The following is a 17,428-nucleotide window of genomic DNA, read 5'->3' as shown; positions in this document are numbered from 1 at the left end:
CTCATGCGGGATCCGATCCCACCGGGCTCGGAGCGGCGGAGGGGGTCGAGCTGGAGTCGCGCTCCAGCTCGGAGAGATAGGGGCTGAGCTCGGGCGGCTCGATCCCGAGCACGACGTCGGATATGACGGTGCCGTCCGAGAGCCGGTAATTGGCGCCGACCAGGGCGAGTTCCCCGGTGGCGACCGCGTCCGCGATGAGCGGGGAGCGCTGGAGCAGCTCGCCGACGGTGTCGCGCAGGTGCTCGCGGCCGACGGCCAGCGCGTCGATCGCCGACGGGTCGACGAGCACGCGGCCGTCCGGCTGCACGCCCACCTGTCGGCGGACGGCGGGGATGATCGGCTCGATCAGGTGCTCGATGTGCGGCGGGAGCCGCTCGGCTCCGGGCGCTTGCGACTGGATCGCCGCGCGGACCGCTCCGCACTCGTCGTGCCCGAGCACGAGCAGTACTTTCACACCGAGGACGGCCACCCCGTACTCGAGCGAGCCGATGATGGAGTCGGCGATCACCTGGCCGGCGTTGCGGACGACGAAGAGGTCACCGAGGCCTAGGTCGAAGATGATCTCGGCCGCGAGGCGGGAGTCGCTGCAACCGAAGAGCGCGGCGAGCGGAGCCTGAGCGGCGGCGAGCTCGGTTCGGCGCTCGACGTCCTGGCGGGGGTGGCGTGGTTCGCCCGCGACGAAGCGCTGATTGCCCCGGAGCATTTCCTTCCAGACCCACGCCGGCGGGCGCGACTCGCGGGGGACAGTGCTGGTGGTGCCGAGGCTCATCGGGACTCCTCCTGGCCGATCTGCGGGGCGATGGCGTCGACGACCCGGCGGATCTCGTCCGTCGGGGCCGTGCCGTAGACGAGGTAGGTGCTGGAGCCCTCCGTCGTCGCGAGTGCGTAGGGCGTGTTGCCGGTGTCGGCGCCGGAGTCGCGGTGGTCGTAGACGGTCCAGTCGCGACCCCCGATCGTCTCGACCCCCGTCGCCGCCCGGCGGTCCAGCTGAGTCGCGACCCAGGCCGGGTCCGCGCCGAGCCCTTGGCTCAGGCCGATGTAGCCCGCCTTGGGGGTGATCAGGCCGACGTACCAGTAGTCGGTGCCGTTCTCGCGCCGGAGCTCAGCCGCGTTGGCCTTCCAGCCCTCGGGCAGGCTGGGTACGGCCAGCGTCTGCTGCTCGCCGAGCTGGACCTGCGCGGCGACGCGCGGGACATCAACCGAGGAGAAGTCGACGGTGTCGCCCCGGGGGACGAGCAACACGATCAGTGCCACGGCGCCGACGGTGGCGAGCAGCGAGAAGACGAGATTGTTGACCGTCTTGCGCTGGCGGTAGAGGCGGGAATTCTCGGCCTTGCGGGCGGCGGTCTCCGCGGCGGTCTCCGGACGTCCGAGCTCGGCGACGACCCGTGCGGGCTTGCTGCGGCTCATCCGGCGCTCGCCCCTCCCGAGCGGGCCGCGTCCAGCCGGGCGCGTGCTCCCCTCAGCCACTCCTCGCAGCGGGCGGCGAGGGATTCGCCGCGCTCCCACAGGGCGAGCGAGCGCTCGAGCGTGGAGCTGCCCTGCTCCAGTTCGGAGACGACACGGACGAGCTCGTCACGCGCCTGCTCGTACGAGAATCCCGAGACGTCGGAGTCGGTCGCCGGGGCGTCGGGGGAGTCGGGCATGGGGGTGATCCTATCGACCGGGGCTGAGGGATGAGGCGGGGCTCGGCGTGCTCAGCAGCGGCCTGCCGGATCGCCGACGGGGCCCTCGGAACGTGCGCCGACGGCTCCCTCCGCGAGTGTGAGGACGAGCGCGCCGCCCGCGGGAGCATCCCCGGGCACGCGGACGACATGACCGGCCGCGTTGTGCACGATCGCGTAGCCGCGGTCGAGGGTGTGCTGGGGGGAGAGGGCACGCAGGTGACCGTGGAGGCGCTCGACCTCGAGGTGCGCGCGCTCGAGGCGGCGCTCGACCAGTTCAGCGCCGCGCGCGACCCAGCGGGTCAGCTCCTCGGCGTGGCGATCCACCAGCACCCGCGGCTGCGCGAGGACAGGGCGCGAGCGCAGCTGCGAGAGCCGGTCGATCTCGTGCGAGACCAGCCCGCTCACCCGGCCGGTCATCCGCAGTCGCGCCTGTTGCACCCGCAGCAGCTCGTCGGAGACGTCGGGCACGACCCGCTTGGCCGCGTCGGTGGGCGTGGAGGCGCGCAGATCGGCGACCTCGTCGAGGAGTGGGCGGTCGGCCTCGTGGCCGATGGCGCTGACGACCGCAGTGGAGCAGGCGGCGACCGCGCGCACGAGGGCCTCGTCGCTGAAGCCGAGGAGGTTCTGGAAGTCGCCGCCGCCGCGCGCGATCACGATCACGTCGATGTTCTCATCGGCGTCGAGGGTCCGCAGGGCCGCGAGCACCTCGGGCACCGTCCGATCGCCCTGCACCGCGGAGTGGACGACCCGGAAGCGCACGGCGGGCCAGCGCAGCTGCGCGTTCCGCAGCACGTCCTTCTCGGCGTCCGAGTCCTTACCGGTGATCAGGCCGACTCCGTGGGGGAGGAACGGCAGCGGCTTTTTCCGGGACGCATCGAACAATCCCTCCGACGCGAGCTGGCGACGCAGCCGCTCGAGTGCCTCGAGCAGGTCGCCGAGGCCGACGTGGCGCATCTCGAACACCTGCATCGAGAGCGTGCCGCCCTTGACCCAGTAGTTGGGCTTCACGAGCGCGATGACGCGGTCGCCCTGCTTGAGGTCGGCCGGGAGCCGGCTCCGCACCGACGACCAGACCGTGAATCCGATTGTCGCGTCGCCGGAAAGGTCTTTCAGCTTGCCGTAGACGTTGCCGCCCGAGACCCCCCACTGGGTGATCTCGCCCTCGACCCAGGCGGTGCCGAGCCGCTCGATCCAGCCCTTGATCTTGCTGGCGAGCAGGCCGACCGGCCAGGGGGCGTCGGCGGTGGGTGGGGCGTCGGTCATCGCTGCCTCTGCTCGGTGGGACGGGGGAGCGGAAGTGCCCTCCCGCGCTGACCACGGTACGGGATGCCTCCGACACGGGGACCCCCCCGGGCACGGGATACAGCACGTAAGATCGGGGGGTGAGTCACGTCCCGATCAGCCTGCCCATGCCGCGCATGCCCCGCGCCACAGGGCCTCTGCGTGACGTCCCCGTCGACGGAGCGAAGCGCGTCCTCCTCGCCGCCCCCCGCGGATACTGCGCCGGCGTCGACCGCGCGGTCGTCGCGGTCGAGAAGGCCATCGAGCACTACGGGGCCCCCGTCTACGTCCGCAAGCAGATCGTGCACAACCTGCACGTCGTCTCGACGCTCGAGAGCCAGGGGGCGATCTTCGTCGACGAGGTCGACGAGGTACCCGAGGGCTCGCACGTCGTCTTCAGTGCGCACGGAGTCTCGCCGGCGGTCGTCCAGGGCGCGGCTGACCGCAATCTCCAGGCAATCGACGCGACCTGCCCGCTCGTGACCAAGGTGCACCGCGAGGCCGTCCGGTTCGCGCGCGACGACTTCGAGATCCTCCTGATCGGCCACGAAGGCCACGAGGAGGTCGAGGGTACCGCGGGCGAGGCGCCCGATCACGTCACCCTCGTGGGCAGCCCAGACGACGTGCCGAATATCGTGGTGAAGGACCCGGACAAGGTGGTCTGGCTCTCGCAGACCACGCTGTCGGTCGACGAGACAATGGAGACGGTGCGTCGCCTCCGCGAGCGCTTCCCCAACCTCCAGGACCCGCCGAGCGACGACATCTGCTACGCCACCCAGAACCGCCAGGTCGCGATCAAGAAGGTCGCTGCGGGCGCCGAGCTGGTCATCGTCGTCGGCTCCGCCAACTCTTCCAACTCCGTCCGCCTGGTCGAGGTCGCCCTCGAGTACGGCGCGAAGGCGGCCTACCGGGTCGACTACGCGAGCGAGATCAAGCAGGAGTGGCTCGAGGGCATCCGCACCGTCGGCGTCACCAGCGGCGCCTCGGTGCCCGAGCTGCTCGTGCAGGAGGTCCTCGACGACCTGGCCGCCGCCGGCTACGGCGAGGTCGAGGAGGTCAAGACTGCCGAGGAGGACCTGATGTTCTCGCTCCCCAAGGAGCTGCGGAAGGACGTTGCCGGCAAGCGCGACGCCCGTGGGGTCGGCGGCCGGATCAGCGCGGGAGCCGGCGCCTAACGCGCCGCCTCCCGCAGCGTCCGGAGACCCGTCTCGAACGACTCCTCGAAGCGTGTGATCTCGCCCGGACGCGCGCCGTTCGACCGTGCGACGTCCTGCCAGTCGGAGAGAGCTCCCACCACTGCGAGCAGTTCTGCCCGGAATTCACCGGGAGCGAGTCGGCACTGTTCCGCCAGGACGACCAGACCCTCCGCCTGATCCGCTCCGTTGTCCGCTCCTGCGATCGACGTCTGCCTCCTGGCCGGCTCGGGTTCGGGGTTGATATCGAATGCCGGGCTGAGCGTCCATCCGGGTCCCTCCCGCACGAAACCGTGATTCCGGAGATGATCGTCCGTGTTGTTCAGGCCGACGTTGACGGCGGCTCGACGGAACAGCTGACGTGCGTCATCGCTCGCGCGGATGCTGGTCTCCGGTATCCGCTCGGCCAGGTCGAGGTAGTCGCCTCCGTCTCCGTCCCGCCGCTCAAGGAGGGCCATAGCGCTCAGGTAACCCACTCGGTCGCTTCTGCCCCCTCGCCGTGAGCGGCGGTCGAAACGTCGAAGGAGGAGGAGGCGGCGTCCGTCTACTCGGATAAGCCGATGCTCGGGAACGCGCACTCCCGCCGAAAAAGCGAGGTCGAGTGCCGTCCCCTCCCAGAGCATGACGTCCCACTGATCACCGGAATGCGGGAACTTCGCCATCAGAAGATCGCCGTTGTCGTCGCGGACGGAGGCTTTCGGTCGAGCCCCACCGAGAGAACCAGTGCCTGCGTCAAGGAGCAGCGTCACCGACTCGAATTCGTCCTCGTCGCCGGTGACGGCTTCGGCGGCGCGCAGCAGCGCAGGCAGTTGGAGCAGTCGCGGTACGCCGTCGTCCGGATTCAGGAAGGCCGCCTGGTGAGAACCACGGAATCGGAGGGCGCCCTGCCTCGTCGTGTCGGCGACTCCCGTGAGGAAGTCGACGTCGTCGAGAGCGCGAGGCGTCCGCGACTCTTGCCGGGCTAGCGCACGCTCGCGCTTCATGATCAGGGTGCGGCCCCAGCGATCGGGGGCGGAGTCGGCGAAGGCACCCGGCACTCCGGGGGTCTGCTGAGTGCCAACGAAGAGGTCGAGCCGCGGGTCGAGCGCGTAAGAGTGTGGCAGAGCGAGGTAGTCGGGCTCGTACTGGAAGGTCGTCGACGTGAGGGATCCGCGGCCGCGATGAAACTGCGCTCGGCCTGCGAGCACAGTGGCGCCGTCGATCTCGACATGGACCTCGAGTGAGTCGTGTGCGGTCATCGGACGCGCTTTCGCAGGAGGAGGTCAGCGCGCGCGCGTCCCAGATCGGTCTTCAGGGGATCGAGTGCAGCGGTGAGGGTTTCGAGAACGCCGAGAGCGCGGGCGACGCGGAGGAGGACGTGGAAGCCGACGGTCGAGTCGCCGTGTTCCACTTTGCGGAGGGTCACTCGGGTCACCCCCGCGCGGTCCGCGACCTGTTCCGCGGTCAACCCGAGGATCTTCCGCCATCCGGCGAGGTCGGCGCCGATCTCGACCGCTGAGGCGCGTACTGCTGGGGGAAGGTCTGCGGTCATGGTTGCGCTCCTGTCCAGGTCAGTACAGTATCCGCTAAACCTCCATAGGGTGTGTCTGCTTTCCTTTAGTGGTCGCCGTTCAGTCGGGTCGCCATCCACAGGAGTGGCGTCGACGGCCACCACGACAGTAATGACCGGCCCCTCAGCCGTCGCAGAGGGAGCGTCGCCACGAGGACGCGACAACGATCGGCGTCGGAGCCCGCGAGCGGTCGCCTCTGGTGGTCAGGCAGCAGTCGACGCGCCGCTCTGCGAGCTCGTCATGCGGGTGACGTACTCCGCGAACGTCGGATCGCCCAGGATGGCGATCGCGGCGATGATCAGGGAGAGCAGCACGGTCGCCGCGATGCCGAGAATCGGCACGAGCACGGCGCGCTTGCCGGCGCGGAGCCGTCGGATCGAGATCCACACTGCGAAGGCGACGATCAGCGACTGGGCGAGCGCCACGACGACGCCGAGGATACGCGCGAACTCGGGCGACGCGTACGTGCCGATGCCCTGGGTGCGATAGAACTCCTGCAGTGTTGTCGCGAAGCTCGACGGATCGAGCAGCCTCGGTACCGCGAAGAACACGCCGAGCGCGAGCAGCACGATCGTGAGCAGGCGGTCGACGGGGTGCGCGACGGTTGTCGCGGCCGCTGCGGTCGAGGGGCGCGGATCGGTCTCGGAGCCACGCGGATCCGGGACGAGAACTGCGTCCTCCGGCGGCTGCCACGACCAGCCGGGCGGCGCGTACTCGCCGTACTGCGGCTCCGGACGTCCGGCGCCCGGCTGATCGTGTGCGTTCGTCACGAAGCGGAGCCCTACTTCCCGGAGTTCCCGGCCGAGCCGAGCTGGCGGGTGGCCTCGGCGACGCGTGCGGCCATCGCGGTCTCGGCGATCTTACCCCAGGAGCGCGGGTCGTAGACCTTCTTGTTACCGACCTCGCCGTCGACCTTAAGGAAGCCGTCGTAGTTCTTCAGCACGGTGTCCGCGATCGAGCGGCTGAACGCATACTGCGTATCGGTGTCGATGTTCATCTTCACGACGCCGTTGCGGACCGCCTCGGCGATCTCTTCGTCGGTCGAGCCCGATCCGCCGTGGAAGACGAGGTCGAGCGGGAGCGTGTCGGTGCCGTACTTCTGCTGCAGGCCGTCCTGGATCTCGCGGAGCAGCTCCGGGCGCAGGCGCACGTTGCCGGGCTTGTAGACGCCGTGCACGTTGCCGAAGGTGAGGGCGGCCATGTAACGGCCCTGCTCGCCGAAGCCGAGCGCCTCGACGGTCGCGATCGCGTCGTCGAGGGTCGTGTAGAGGTGCTCATTGATGTCGTGCGAGACGCCGTCCTCCTCGCCGCCGACGACGCCGATCTCGACCTCGAGGATCGCGTTGATGTTCTTCACCCGGGGGAGGATCTCCTTCGCGATGGCGAGGTTCTCGTCGAGCGGGACCGCGGAGCCGTCCCACATGTGCGACTGGAACAGCGGCTCGCGACCGGCCTTGACCTCCTCCTCGGAGGCGGCGATCAGCGGGTAGACGAAGCCCTCGAGCGCGTTCTGCGGGCAGTGGTCGGTGTGCAGAGCGACCGTGACCGGATAGTTTTTGGCGACCTCGGTCGCGAACTTCGCAAAGGCGATCGCGCCGGCCGCGCGGTTCTTCACGGTATGACCGGCGAAGTAGTCCGCGCCTCCGGTCGTCACCTGGATGATGCCGTCCGAGCCCGACTCGGTGAGGCCCTGGAGGACCGCGTTGATGGTCTGCGACGAGGAGACGTTGAACGCCGGGTAGGCGAAGCCGCCCGCCTTCGCCTTGTCGAGCATCTCTGCGTACTGGTCCGGGGTAGCGACGGGCATGGCATCTCCTTTGACGGATGAACGAAGGGGGTCGGGCGAGGCCCGCGTCGCGGACGAGTCTAGCGAGCCGCCCCTGCGCACTCCCTCCTGCGGCGGAGAGGCCCTGGACTAGGCTTCCCGTGGGATGGGGATCCGCTCCGCGGGTCCTGCGACGACGTGCACGAACTCGACGACGAAGGACTCCGCTCAGTGACTGATCACGACCCGACTGACAACGACTCGCTCTACCTCCACCCCGACCGCAACCTCGGCATGGAGCTCGTCCGTGCTACCGAGGCCGCCGCGATCCGCGCCGTACCGTTCATCGGCAAGGGTGATAAGAACGCCGCCGACGGTGCTGCCGTCGATGCGATGCGCACCTTCCTCGGGACAGTGAACTTCGACGGCGTCGTCGTGATCGGTGAGGGCGAGAAGGACAACGCGCCCATGCTCTTCAACGGTGAGCACGTCGGCAACGGCTCGGGGCCCGCCGCTGACATCGCGGTCGACCCGATCGACGGCACCTCGCTGACTGCCGCCGGGCGTCAGAACGCGCTCTCGATGATCGCGGTCGCCGACCGCGGCGCGATGTTCGACCCCTCCGCTGTGTTCTACATGGAGAAGATCGTCACCGGGCCCGAGGGCGTCGGCATTATCGACATTCAACGCCCGATCGGCGAGAACATCCGTGCGCTCGCCCGCGCCAAGCGCAAGCCTGTGGAGGAGATGCGGATCGCGGTGCTGGATCGTCCCCGTCACGCTCAGCTCATCGAGGACATCCGCGCGGCCGGAGCCGGAACCCGGCTACTGCTCGACGGCGATGTCGCGGGTGGCATCAACGCGGCCCGCCATGACTCGCGGCTGGACATGTGCGTCGGTACCGGAGGCACGCCCGAGGGAATCATCACGGCGTGCGCCATCCGTGCTCTAGGAGGGGTCATTCAGGGGATCCTGCGCCCGAAGGACGACGACGAACGCCAGCGCGCCATCGACGCCGGCCACGACCTCGACCGAGTGCTGCACGCGAACGACCTGGTCCGCAGCGACAACACCTACTTCGTCGCGACCGGCGTGACGAACGGCGGGCTCGTGAAGGGCGTACGCAAGGAGGGTCACGTCATCACGACGGAGTCGATCGTCCTGCGCTCGCGTTCGGGCACCATCCGCCGTGTCACCGCCCAGCACCTCGCGGAGAAGTGGGTCTGAGCCCCGCCGCTCGGCCGGCCCCGCCTTCTTACGAGTTCCGTTCCCCATCCGTCTCGTCCGTGAGCAGCTCGACCGCGGTCAGGCGGCGCGGGGAGGAGGTGACGCCGGCGACCGGGGCGATGACCCTCGACTCGTCGAGGGAGTCGAACTGGCGTGCGGTGACGAGCACGCGACTCTCGAGTGAGCCGGCGAAGGCGTTGTAGGAGTCCACCGTCTTCTCGAGCGAGCGGCGCAGGCCCTCGGCGTGGTCGGCGAGCGTGCCGAGCCGCGCATAGAGGGTCTTGCCGAGGTCGAGCAGACGTTTCGCGTCGTCGGTGAGCACGTCTTGCTGCCAGGTGTAGGCGACGGTCTTGAGTACGGACCAGAGGGTGACCGGCGAGGCGAGCGCCACGCGCTTGCGGAACGCATACTCAAGCAGGCTCGGGTCGGCATCGAGCGCGCTGGCGAGCAGCGGCTCGCTGGGCACGAATGCGATGACGAACTCGGGACTCGCCGCAAGTCCCGTCCAGTAGGAGCGGGCGGCGAGCGCGTCCACATGGCCGCGGAGCGCGCGAACGTGGGCGCGCAGGAGCGCCGCGCGTCGAGCCTCCTCCTCACCGACGGCCCCGGCGGGGATCGCGCTGGCCTCGAGGTACGCATCGAACGGGACTTTGGCGTCGACCGCGATCGCCTTGCCACCGGGGAGGCGCACCACCATGTCGGCCCGGCCGCGACCTGCTTCTCCTTCGAGCCCGAACTGCACGTCGAAGTCGACCCGCTGCGTGAGCCCTGCGGCCTCGACGACATTGCGGAGCTGGGTCTCACCCCACGCGCCGCGGCTGGTGGTCGAGCGCAGCGCGGTGGCGAGGGTCTCGGTGGTCGAGCGGAGCTGCTCGCCCGCCGCCCGCTGGCCCTCCAGCTGCTCGGTGATCGCGCCGAACTGGGCGGCGCGCTCGCGCTCGAGCCGGCCCACCGCCTCCTGCATGCCGCGCAGGCTCTCGGCGACGGGGGAGAGGGTCTGCAGGATGCGCGCGTCGTGCCGCTCGCGCTCGGCAACGACGCGCAGCTGCTCCTGCAGCTCGCGGATCTGATCGCGCGCGGATCCGAGATGCTCACGGTGCTGCTCGACGACGGCCTCGTGGCGCTCCTCCAGCCCCTCGGCGCGGGCGCGGGTGGTCGCGAGGTCGAGGGCGAGGGCGGCGTCGGGTGTGCGGGAGCGGGCGAGGAGTGCGGCGACGACTCCCGCGAGGAGCGCGCCGACCACCAGACCGAGAGCGAAGGAGACATCCATGCCGCCGATGACACCACGCACCTCCGACATCCTCGAATCGACGCGCCATGCCCCCCAAAAGAAGGACACGAGGTCGCCCCACGGCCTCGTAGACTCCGCGATCATGGGGAACCACCATCGCTCGTCGCGCCTGCTCACTGCCGCGCTCGCCTTCGCCGTTGGGCTCGGCACCGCCGTCGTCCCGCTCACCGTCGCCTTCGCAGCCGAGGACGCGCCATCGAGCGTCTCGGTCGAGACCGGCTCCCTCGATCCGGCGCTGGATCGCGCCGACCACGGCCTCCCGGACCAGTCGAGGCAGTACGACGCCTCGGAGACGAGGAGCTTCCGCGCCGGCTTCATCATCAGCGACGCACAGTTCTTCGACGGTGATGCGCTGAACATCGGGCAGGTGCAGTCGCTCCTGAACGAGAAGGGCAGCCGGTGCGCGACCGACGCCGGCATGCCCTGCCTTAAGGACTTCTCGCAGGCGACCCCGTCGAAGGCGGCGGATGCGATGTGCAGTGCCTACCAGGGCTCGGGGAGCGAGTCGTCGGCCTCGATCTTCACGCGCGTCGGAGCGGCCTGCGGGATCAACCCGCTGACGCTCGTCGTCCTCGTGCAGAAGGAGCGGAGCCTCGTCACCACCACGAATCCCAGCCCCGCCGACTATGCCAAGGCGACCGGGTACAACTGTCCGGACACCTCGGCCTGCGACCCCGGCTCCGCCGGTTTCTTCACGCAGGTCCACAGCGCGGCCCGCCAGTTTAAGCGCTACGCCAACCCGCCCGGCTCGGGCTCCAACTTCACCGCCTTCGCTCCGGGTACGACGCCGTACATCCAGTACACCCCGAGCACCGCGTGCGGCTCCTCGCCGGTGACCATCCGCAACCAGGCGACGGCCGACCTCTACTACTACACGCCGTACCAGCCCAACGCTTACGCGCTCACCAACTCCGGTGACGCGAACTGTGCGACCTACGGCAACATCAACTTCTGGTATCTCTTCAGCGACTGGAACCCGAATGGGACCCTGGCGAACGCCGGGATCGCGCCCGCCGGCCGCGTCGATGCGCCGCGCATTTCGGGCAGTACCCTCAGCGTGTCCGGCTGGGCGGTCGACCCGACCACGCAGCAGGCCGCACTGAGGACGACGGTCACCGTCATCGCCCCGGACGGCAGTCGCACCGTCCGCACGCAGACTGCGAACGGCGACCGCGGGGACATCCCGGGCGACTACCCGGCCGCAGGCCGCGCCCACGGCTTCGGAGCGACGACGCCGGCCTCTGCGCCGGGCACCTACCGGGTGTGCGTCGCGGCCGACTCCGTCGACTGGAACCGGTGGGTGGGCTCGGGAGACTCCCGAGGTCCGGGCGCGAAGGACCTCGGCTGCTCCAGCGTGAGCACGTCCGCGGGAATCGACGTCACGCGCCTCGCCGGCACTGATCGCCAGGGCACCGCCGTCGAGATCTCGAAGGCGGTCTTTGGCGCCAATGTCCCCGTCGTCTACGTCGCGACCGGCGCGAACTTCCCCGATGCGCTGAGCGCCGCCCCCGCCGCCGCCAAGCAGGGCGGACCGCTCCTCCTGGTCGACCGCGACTCGATGTCGCAGCCCGTCCGCGACGAGCTCGCCCGGCTCAAACCCGCGAAGATCGTGGTCGTCGGCTCCTCCCTGAGCGTCGCCGACGGCCTCCTGAACCAGCTGCGATCCTTCTCCCCCCAGGTGCAGCGCATCGGCGGCCAGGACCGCTACGACACGTCGAAGCAGATCATCCAGTACGCGTTCTCGGGAGGTTCGGCGCGGGCCTGGCTCGCCACCGGTGAGAAGTTCCCCGACGCGCTCGGTGCGAGCGCAGCGGCCGGCTCCGTCGACGCGCCCGTCATCCTCGTGAACGGCGGTCTCGGTAGTGCCGACTCGACCACGCGGGCCATCGTGTCGGGCCTCAAGGTCCAGAATCTGACCATCGCGGGCAGCGCGCTCTCGGTGAGCGACGGGATCAAGAGTTCCCTGTCGGGGCCGACGATCACGCGGATCGGCGGCGTCGACCGCTACGACACCTCGGAGCAGCTGAACCGCGCCGCCTTCTCGAGCGCAAAGACGGTGTTCCTGGCGACGGGCGAGAACTTCCCCGATGCGCTCGCCGGAGCCACGGCGGCGGGCTACTCAACGAGCCCGCTGTTCGCCGTGCCGCCGACCTGCGTGCCTCGCGCGGTCCTGACGGATATCGCGACGTCCGGAGCGAAGCGGGTCGTCCTTCTGGGCGGTCCGACCACTCTCTCGGAGGAGGTCGCGCGGCTCACGCCCTGCGGCTGATCGCGACCGCACCGCCACTAGCGTGGACCAATGATCTGGACCGCACCGCCCCCGACCGGCGTCCGACGCCGGCGGGGCGGTGCGGTCGTCGTCATTCCGGTGCTGGCCTCGTTCCTGCTCGGGGGGCTCCGTCGATGACATCCTGGCGGCCGACTCGCGGGCGCCGCGGACCGTGCGGCTGACAGGGCTCAGGCGGCACCGACTCCGGCGGCGACTCCGGCGGTACCGATTCAGGCGGCGACGGGAGCCTTGGGGAGCAGACGCTTCACCGAGACGCCCGCTAGCTCGCCCAGCTCGGCCATGCTCGCGGCGCCGTGCCGTCGTGCCGCGTGCACGACGATCGCGGCGCACGCTTCCGCGTCTGCTGATGCGTCATGGTGTCGGAAGTCCTCGAAACCCGCGGCCATCGCGACGACGGGGAGGCGGTAGGAGTCGAGTTCATAGGTCTTGCGGGCGAGCTGGAGCGAGCAGAGGTAGTCGTACTCGGGGTGCTTGAGGGCGGTGGCCGCGCAGGCCGCACGGATGACGCTCATGTCGAAGCCGGCGTTGTGCGCGACGAACACGTCCTCGCCCGCGAAGGCCGTCAGGTCGGCGAACTGCTCGACCCAGGTCGCGGCCGCGTGCACGTCGTGCTTGCGGATGCCGTGAATCCGCGTGTTCCACTCGAGGAAGTCGTCGAAGCCCACCGGAGGGCGGATCAGCCAGCCGGCCCGATCGACGACGCGGCCGTCGCGGACCTTCACGAGCCCGACGGAGCAGGCGGAGGCTCCGTGCGAGTTGGCGGTCTCGAAGTCGATGGCGGTGAAGTCGATGGGCACGCTCCAGCCTCTCACGCACCTCCGACGCGGTCCTGAGCGGCACGCGGCACGGGGTGCGGCGATCCCTTCCGGCCCGCGCGGGTCAGCGCCGGGCGTCTCCCGTCCCATCGCTTCCGCACACCCCGGCCCGCCCGCTGCCACGCCGTAGGATGGATGCCCGTGGCTCTCACTATCGCAATCGTCGGACTCCCCAACGTCGGCAAATCGACGCTTTTCAACGCGCTGACCAAGAACACGGTGCTCGCGGCGAACTACCCATTCGCGACGATCGAGCCGAACGTCGGCGTCGTGAACCTGCCCGACCCGCGCCTCGAGGTGCTGGCCGGGATTTTCGGCTCCGAGCGCATCCTCCCCGCGCCCGTCTCCTTCGTCGATATCGCCGGCATTGTGCGCGGCGCGTCCGAGGGCGAGGGCCTGGGCAATAAGTTCCTCGCGAATATCCGCGAGGCCGACGCCATCGCGCAGGTTATCCGCGGCTTCGAGGATTCGGACGTCGTCCACGTCGACGGCAAGGTCGACGCCGCGAGCGACATGGAGACCATCAACACCGAGCTCGTCCTCGCCGACCTCCAGACGCTCGAGAAGGCCGAGGCCCGCTACGAGAAGGAACTCAAGGGCAAGAAGATCGAGCCGATCGTGGTCGAGACCGCGAAGAAGGCGCGCGAGTTCCTCGACTCCGGCAAGCCGCTCTCGGCGTCCACGCTCGATTTCGAGCCGATCCGCGAGCTGGGCCTGCTGACCGCCAAGCCCTTCATCTACGTTTTCAACGTCGATGAGGCCGTGCTGACGGACGACGCGCGCAAGGCCGAGCTCTCGGCCCTCGTCGCCCCCGCGCAGGCAATCTTCCTCGACGCCAAGATCGAGTCCGAGCTGATCGACCTCGACGAGGCCGACGCCGCCGAGATGCTCGAATCGACCGGCCAGACGGAGTCGGGTCTGAACCAGCTCGCCCGCATCGGCTTCGACACCCTCGGCCTGCAGACCTACCTCACGGCCGGCCCGAAGGAGACCCGAGCCTGGACCATCGGGAAGGGCTGGACCGCCCCTCAGGCCGCGGGCGTCATCCACACCGACTTCCAGAAGGGCTTCATCAAGGCCGAGGTCATCTCGTTCGATGACCTCGTCGAGACGGGGTCGATCGCGGAGGCGCGGGCGAAGGGCAAGGCCCGTATCGAGGGCAAGGACTACGTGATGCAGGACGGGGATGTGGTGGAGTTCCGCTTCAACGTGTGAGTCGGGCCGCGATCGGCTCGCGGCGGTCACGCGGTTCAGCGAGCCGGGCGTGGTCGTGCAAGCGGGAGCGGCGGGGCGCCGACGACACCGAGAGTGGGCCGGCCGGGGAACTGACGCAGCTGTCGGCGTCCGTCACGATCGGTGATCCGAGCACTCCGGTGAGCAAGCTCGTCGGCGTCCCTGGGAGGGCGACAGTAGGGGAGGGGAGACTGACCGCATGGAGTTCACGGTGCCGCTGATCCTCACCACTCGACATCTCGACATTACGCGCTTCGACCACGGCGATCTCGACGATCGTCTCGCGTACCAGTCGCGCGAGGACGTCGCCCGCTACCTCTACCGCGAGCCGCTGAGCCGGGACGCCTGCGCGGTGGGCATCGAGCGGGCCATCGCGACGACGGCGCTCGAGGCCGACGGCGACACTCTGGTATTCGCGGTCCGGGTGCACGGGGAGCGCCGCGTCATCGGGGAGGTCGTTCTCACCCTGTCGGATCATCGGGCCTCGCAGCTCGAGATCGGCTGGGTCTTCAATCCCGAGGATGCGGGTCAGGGCTATGCCACCGAGGCCGCGCGGGCGATCGCCGAACTCGCCTTCTCGGAGTACGGCGCGCATCGGCTGTTCGCCCGGCTCGATGCCGAGAACGAGCGTTCGGTGCTCCTGTGCCGACGGCTGGGCTTCCGACAGGAGGCGCCCCTCATCGAGAACGATCGACGCCTGTCGGGGGCGTGGGGGAGCGAGTTCGTCTTTGCGGCGCTCGAGGAGGACCTCATTCGCGACGATGCCCAGCGGCGATAAGCTACGACGGCTCAGCCACCGATATCGCCCGAGTCCGGCTCACGCCGTCGCCGATTGGGGAAGCCGTCCTCAGCCGGAGGGCGTTGGGTGCGACTAGGCGTTGCGTCACGCGGGCCGGGCACCTCCGTGTCGGCCCCGGAAGCGGATCGGATCGACGAGCGTTGCAGCGAGCGCCTACTCGCGCGGTCAGAACCGGCCGACCTGTACCGTGAGGCGCGGCGAGAGTGCCAAAAGCGGACAGCACGGGGGACAGGATGAGCAGTATCGACAGCGTGGACTTCACGAAGTGGGACTGGCTTCCCCGCGCGGCGGAGGAGATCGAGGGCTATGTGCAGCGATTGCTCGCCGAGTCGAGCATCCAGCCGCACGCCGTCTCGGCGCGGGCAAAGTCGATAGCGTCCTTCCAGCGGAAGCAGCGGGCGAAGAAGTACTCGGACCCTATGGGGAAAATGACGGACATCGTTGCGATCCGCATCATCACCTACTCCATTACCGATCGGGACAGAGCCCGTGAACTGATCCTCTCCCGGTTCGCCGTCGTGAGCGGCGAGGACCGGAATCCGGGAAAAGAGAAAGAAGAGAAGCTGCCACACCTGCGCGGATACGACTGTCTGCACATCGTCGTGTCGGGAGAAGTCGACGGCCATGATTCCGACTGGGTCGTCTCCGGCGGAGAACTTGAGCGCTACTTCACGACGTTCGGAGGGCTGGAGATCCAGATCCGCACCGTGGCCGGACACGCGTGGGCCGAATTCGAGCATGCACGCCGATATAAAGGCGCGCAGTACGAGGCAGTCGGCGAGCAGGACAGAGTAACGATCGACCAGCTCTTCGGAGCGGCGTCCGACGCTCGTCGAGCGCTCGATGAGACGTTCGTGGCGATCGACCGGATTCTCGCGCGGCCGTCGGTCGACGAGGAGAGCCGGCACGACCAGGTCCGTATCGAGCCGGCGGCTGGCCTGGGGGAGACCGCGGCGACGCCTCTGGACGTCCGGACGCTCTGCGAGTTCCTGGAATCGAGGTTCCCCGATGACACGGACGGCAGCGAGAAGGGGATCGAATTCGGAATCGAGCTCGCACGATGCTGCGGGATCGACACGGTCGACCAGCTGGAATCGGCCTTGGAGGACGTCGACAGCGAGCAGGTGCGGGCGCTGATGGAATCGGGTGGTCCGGTCACTCGGGTCCGGCGTCTCGACGACGAGCTGCTCGCGCGCTTCGGGCAGGATTACATCGAGAAAACCACGAATACGGGGACCGCTCGTCATCGCGGCCGGCAGCTCGAATGGCGTTACGATCGGTTGCGAGGAAAAACGCAGTACTGGACCTATCGCCTGCTCAGCCGTTCTGTGCTCGGCCGTTCTGGTCGGACGGAGTTCGATGCGGGGCCGTACACAGCAGCCGGTGCTCTACGGGAAGTCGTGCGAATCGTCGCGAGTGAATGTGGGAGGGAGGCCGTCTCTCATCAGGGAGTCGTCGTCTCAGAATCCGATCTACCTCCAGGGACGAGGGCCAAGCGGATCTCGGTCGACGACGACTCGGACATCTGGGTGATCTCGAATCTCGGTCGCGAGGCGGTGGAGGGAGCTATGGCGGACCTGCTCTCACGGGTCCGCCCCTTCGACCTCCGGGTCGTGCGGGGCGATGTCGTAGTCGCCGACGGCCGGAGCGAACGCCCCCAGTGAGAGGCGGACACCACAGAGTCCGACCAACGCCGATGATGCGATTCGATCGATGTTGCCATCCGGAGAGCCTCGCTCAGTTCCGCACGCCCCCGATGATCCAGCTCGACAGCCCACCAGGGTGCAGACGCCGACGACCACCCAGGTGACGGTGCGGCCGTGCACCCAGGGGTCGGGGAGATTGACGGCTTTCGCGGCCTGGAGGGTGGCTCGACCTTCAGCGGGGAACCGCGGAGAGAGGCATAGGCGGCGGCGGTGAGGCCGAGGCCGGCGAGATGGCCGAGGGTCGGGGTGACATCGGCCGACAGCGTCGGCGAGAGCTCGCCGACGGGCTCGCCGTCCAGGCGCAGTTTCACCACCTCTCCGGTGCTGTGCGCGAAGGCCCTCCTCGCCTCGCTCGACTCGCAGGCGCGCAGTGGTGACGGGGACGGCTTCGCTCGCCACGACCCGGTCGAGGGCGGCGCGGTGGGCGGAGGCGTTGGGCAGGTAGCCGAGGACGCGGCCGTCCGCGCGGACCGAGACGGCGTCCTGTCGTGTCGCATCCTCGTCCCGCGCGGACTGCCGCGCCTCGGTGAAGCGTTTGCCGTCCCACCAGCGCATCACCGCCGCATCGCTCTGGTCGCGGTACCAGCCCGCGGGCGCACCCTCGTCCATCG

The 17,428-nt window shown here is 69.2% G+C and carries 17 protein-coding genes; 6 read left to right on the top strand and 11 right to left on the bottom strand.

Going from position 1 to position 17,428, the window contains the following annotated elements:
• Position 1: 1 nt before the first annotated feature.
• The 4 genes from C1O28_RS08725 to xseA are packed head-to-tail and all read right to left on the bottom strand — an operon-like array spanning position 2 to position 2,930.
• Positions 2-769: a carbonic anhydrase gene (locus tag C1O28_RS08725; protein ID WP_202129276.1), complete on the bottom strand. Its 768-nt coding sequence runs from the start codon at positions 767-769 to the stop codon at positions 2-4.
• Positions 766-1,410 (bottom strand): DUF4245 domain-containing protein, encoded by a 645-nt coding sequence (locus C1O28_RS08720; RefSeq protein WP_097165587.1) that lies wholly within the window; start codon positions 1,408-1,410, stop codon positions 766-768. The genes C1O28_RS08725 and C1O28_RS08720 overlap by 4 nt, the downstream gene beginning before the upstream one ends.
• Positions 1,407-1,646, bottom strand: coding sequence for an exodeoxyribonuclease VII small subunit (locus tag C1O28_RS08715; protein WP_097165588.1), 240 nt, complete (start codon positions 1,644-1,646; stop codon positions 1,407-1,409). The genes C1O28_RS08720 and C1O28_RS08715 overlap by 4 nt, the downstream gene beginning before the upstream one ends.
• A gap of 51 nt (positions 1,647-1,697) precedes the next feature.
• Entirely contained in the window at positions 1,698-2,930 is a 1,233-nt protein-coding gene (gene xseA / locus C1O28_RS08710) for an exodeoxyribonuclease VII large subunit (RefSeq protein WP_097165589.1), read from the bottom strand.
• Positions 2,931-3,076: 146 nt separating this feature from the next.
• Between xseA and C1O28_RS08705 the strand changes: the two genes are divergently transcribed.
• Positions 3,077-4,123: a 4-hydroxy-3-methylbut-2-enyl diphosphate reductase gene (locus C1O28_RS08705; RefSeq protein WP_097165590.1), complete on the top strand. Its 1,047-nt coding sequence runs from the start codon at positions 3,077-3,079 to the stop codon at positions 4,121-4,123.
• On the opposite strand, the gene C1O28_RS08700 is transcribed toward C1O28_RS08705, so the two are convergent.
• From C1O28_RS08700 to fbaA, 4 genes are all read right to left on the bottom strand, one after another.
• Positions 4,120-5,379, bottom strand: a complete 1,260-nt coding sequence (locus C1O28_RS08700) for a type II toxin-antitoxin system HipA family toxin (RefSeq protein ID WP_097165591.1) — start codon at positions 5,377-5,379, stop codon at positions 4,120-4,122. The two genes, C1O28_RS08705 and C1O28_RS08700, sit on opposite strands and share 4 nt — an antisense overlap.
• The gene (locus tag C1O28_RS08695; protein WP_097165592.1) at positions 5,376-5,672 is read right to left on the bottom strand and encodes a helix-turn-helix domain-containing protein; all 297 of its coding nucleotides are present in this window, start codon (positions 5,670-5,672) and stop codon (positions 5,376-5,378) included. The genes C1O28_RS08700 and C1O28_RS08695 overlap by 4 nt, the downstream gene beginning before the upstream one ends.
• 222 nt (positions 5,673-5,894) lie before the next feature.
• Complete coding sequence (locus C1O28_RS08690; protein WP_097165593.1) at positions 5,895-6,461, bottom strand: DUF6264 family protein; 567 nt, start codon at positions 6,459-6,461, stop codon at positions 5,895-5,897.
• A gap of 11 nt (positions 6,462-6,472) precedes the next feature.
• The gene (gene fbaA / locus C1O28_RS08685) at positions 6,473-7,498 is read right to left on the bottom strand and encodes a class II fructose-bisphosphate aldolase (RefSeq protein WP_097165594.1); all 1,026 of its coding nucleotides are present in this window, start codon (positions 7,496-7,498) and stop codon (positions 6,473-6,475) included.
• 252 nt (positions 7,499-7,750) lie between these two features.
• Here fbaA and glpX point away from each other — a divergent pair, with 252 nt between their 5' ends.
• A complete protein-coding gene (gene glpX / locus C1O28_RS08680) occupies positions 7,751-8,683 on the top strand; it encodes a class II fructose-bisphosphatase (RefSeq protein ID WP_097165697.1) in 933 nt (310 codons plus the stop codon).
• Between the two features lie 28 nt (positions 8,684-8,711).
• On the opposite strand, the gene C1O28_RS08675 is transcribed toward glpX, so the two are convergent.
• Positions 8,712-10,058, bottom strand: coding sequence for a DNA recombination protein RmuC (locus C1O28_RS08675; RefSeq protein WP_244210513.1), 1,347 nt, complete (start codon positions 10,056-10,058; stop codon positions 8,712-8,714).
• Between C1O28_RS08675 and C1O28_RS08670 the strand changes: the two genes are divergently transcribed.
• On the top strand, positions 10,057-12,243 hold the full coding sequence (locus tag C1O28_RS08670; protein ID WP_145260595.1) for a cell wall-binding repeat-containing protein: 2,187 nt from the start codon (positions 10,057-10,059) through the stop codon (positions 12,241-12,243). The two genes, C1O28_RS08675 and C1O28_RS08670, sit on opposite strands and share 2 nt — an antisense overlap.
• A 230-nt stretch (positions 12,244-12,473) precedes the next feature.
• Here C1O28_RS08670 and C1O28_RS08665 read toward each other — a convergent pair whose 3' ends face one another.
• Positions 12,474-13,061, bottom strand: a complete 588-nt coding sequence (locus C1O28_RS08665; protein ID WP_097165597.1) for an exonuclease domain-containing protein — start codon at positions 13,059-13,061, stop codon at positions 12,474-12,476.
• Positions 13,062-13,220: 159 nt separating this feature from the next.
• On the opposite strand from C1O28_RS08665, the gene ychF reads away from it, so the two are divergent.
• The 3 genes from ychF to C1O28_RS08650 all read left to right on the top strand — a co-directional run bounded on the left by ychF (position 13,221) and on the right by C1O28_RS08650 (position 16,775).
• Positions 13,221-14,294: a redox-regulated ATPase YchF gene (gene ychF / locus C1O28_RS08660; RefSeq protein ID WP_097165598.1), complete on the top strand. Its 1,074-nt coding sequence runs from the start codon at positions 13,221-13,223 to the stop codon at positions 14,292-14,294.
• 217 nt (positions 14,295-14,511) lie between these two features.
• Complete coding sequence (locus C1O28_RS08655) at positions 14,512-15,090, top strand: GNAT family N-acetyltransferase (protein ID WP_097165599.1); 579 nt, start codon at positions 14,512-14,514, stop codon at positions 15,088-15,090.
• A 254-nt stretch (positions 15,091-15,344) separates the two neighbouring features.
• A complete protein-coding gene (locus C1O28_RS08650) occupies positions 15,345-16,775 on the top strand; it encodes a GTP pyrophosphokinase (RefSeq protein WP_097165600.1) in 1,431 nt (476 codons plus the stop codon).
• Here C1O28_RS08650 and C1O28_RS16110 read toward each other — a convergent pair.
• Complete coding sequence (locus tag C1O28_RS16110) at positions 16,695-17,426, bottom strand: DUF2510 domain-containing protein (protein WP_097165601.1); 732 nt, start codon at positions 17,424-17,426, stop codon at positions 16,695-16,697. The two genes, C1O28_RS08650 and C1O28_RS16110, sit on opposite strands and share 81 nt — an antisense overlap.
• Between the last annotated feature and the right edge of the window lie 2 nt (positions 17,427-17,428).

Origin of the sequence: Rathayibacter rathayi (assembly GCF_004011095.1) — a bacterium.
GTDB classification, from domain to species: Bacteria; Actinomycetota; Actinomycetes; order Actinomycetales; family Microbacteriaceae; genus Rathayibacter; species Rathayibacter rathayi.
Note: the sequence above shows the minus strand (reverse complement) of the source record. Positions and strands in the feature narration are given on the sequence as shown.

Coding starts and splice junctions, on each gene's coding strand:
- C1O28_RS08725 (WP_202129276.1), bottom strand. CDS start 769: ATGAGCCTCGGCACCACCAGCACTGTCCCCCGCGAGTCGCGCCCGCCG.
- C1O28_RS08720 (WP_097165587.1), bottom strand. CDS start 1,410: ATGAGCCGCAGCAAGCCCGCACGGGTCGTCGCCGAGCTCGGACGTCCG.
- C1O28_RS08715 (WP_097165588.1), bottom strand. CDS start 1,646: ATGCCCGACTCCCCCGACGCCCCGGCGACCGACTCCGACGTCTCGGGA.
- xseA (WP_097165589.1), bottom strand. CDS start 2,930: ATGACCGACGCCCCACCCACCGCCGACGCCCCCTGGCCGGTCGGCCTG.
- C1O28_RS08705 (WP_097165590.1), top strand. CDS start 3,077: ATGCCGCGCATGCCCCGCGCCACAGGGCCTCTGCGTGACGTCCCCGTC.
- C1O28_RS08700 (WP_097165591.1), bottom strand. CDS start 5,379: ATGACCGCACACGACTCACTCGAGGTCCATGTCGAGATCGACGGCGCC.
- C1O28_RS08695 (WP_097165592.1), bottom strand. CDS start 5,672: ATGACCGCAGACCTTCCCCCAGCAGTACGCGCCTCAGCGGTCGAGATC.
- fbaA (WP_097165594.1), bottom strand. CDS start 7,498: ATGCCCGTCGCTACCCCGGACCAGTACGCAGAGATGCTCGACAAGGCG.
- glpX (WP_097165697.1), top strand. CDS start 7,751: ATGGAGCTCGTCCGTGCTACCGAGGCCGCCGCGATCCGCGCCGTACCG.
- C1O28_RS08670 (WP_145260595.1), top strand. CDS start 10,057: ATGGGGAACCACCATCGCTCGTCGCGCCTGCTCACTGCCGCGCTCGCC.
- C1O28_RS08675 (WP_244210513.1), bottom strand. CDS start 10,058: ATGATCGCGGAGTCTACGAGGCCGTGGGGCGACCTCGTGTCCTTCTTT.
- C1O28_RS08655 (WP_097165599.1), top strand. CDS start 14,512: ATGGAGTTCACGGTGCCGCTGATCCTCACCACTCGACATCTCGACATT.
- C1O28_RS08650 (WP_097165600.1), top strand. CDS start 15,345: ATGAGCAGTATCGACAGCGTGGACTTCACGAAGTGGGACTGGCTTCCC.
- C1O28_RS16110 (WP_097165601.1), bottom strand. CDS start 17,426: ATGGACGAGGGTGCGCCCGCGGGCTGGTACCGCGACCAGAGCGATGCG.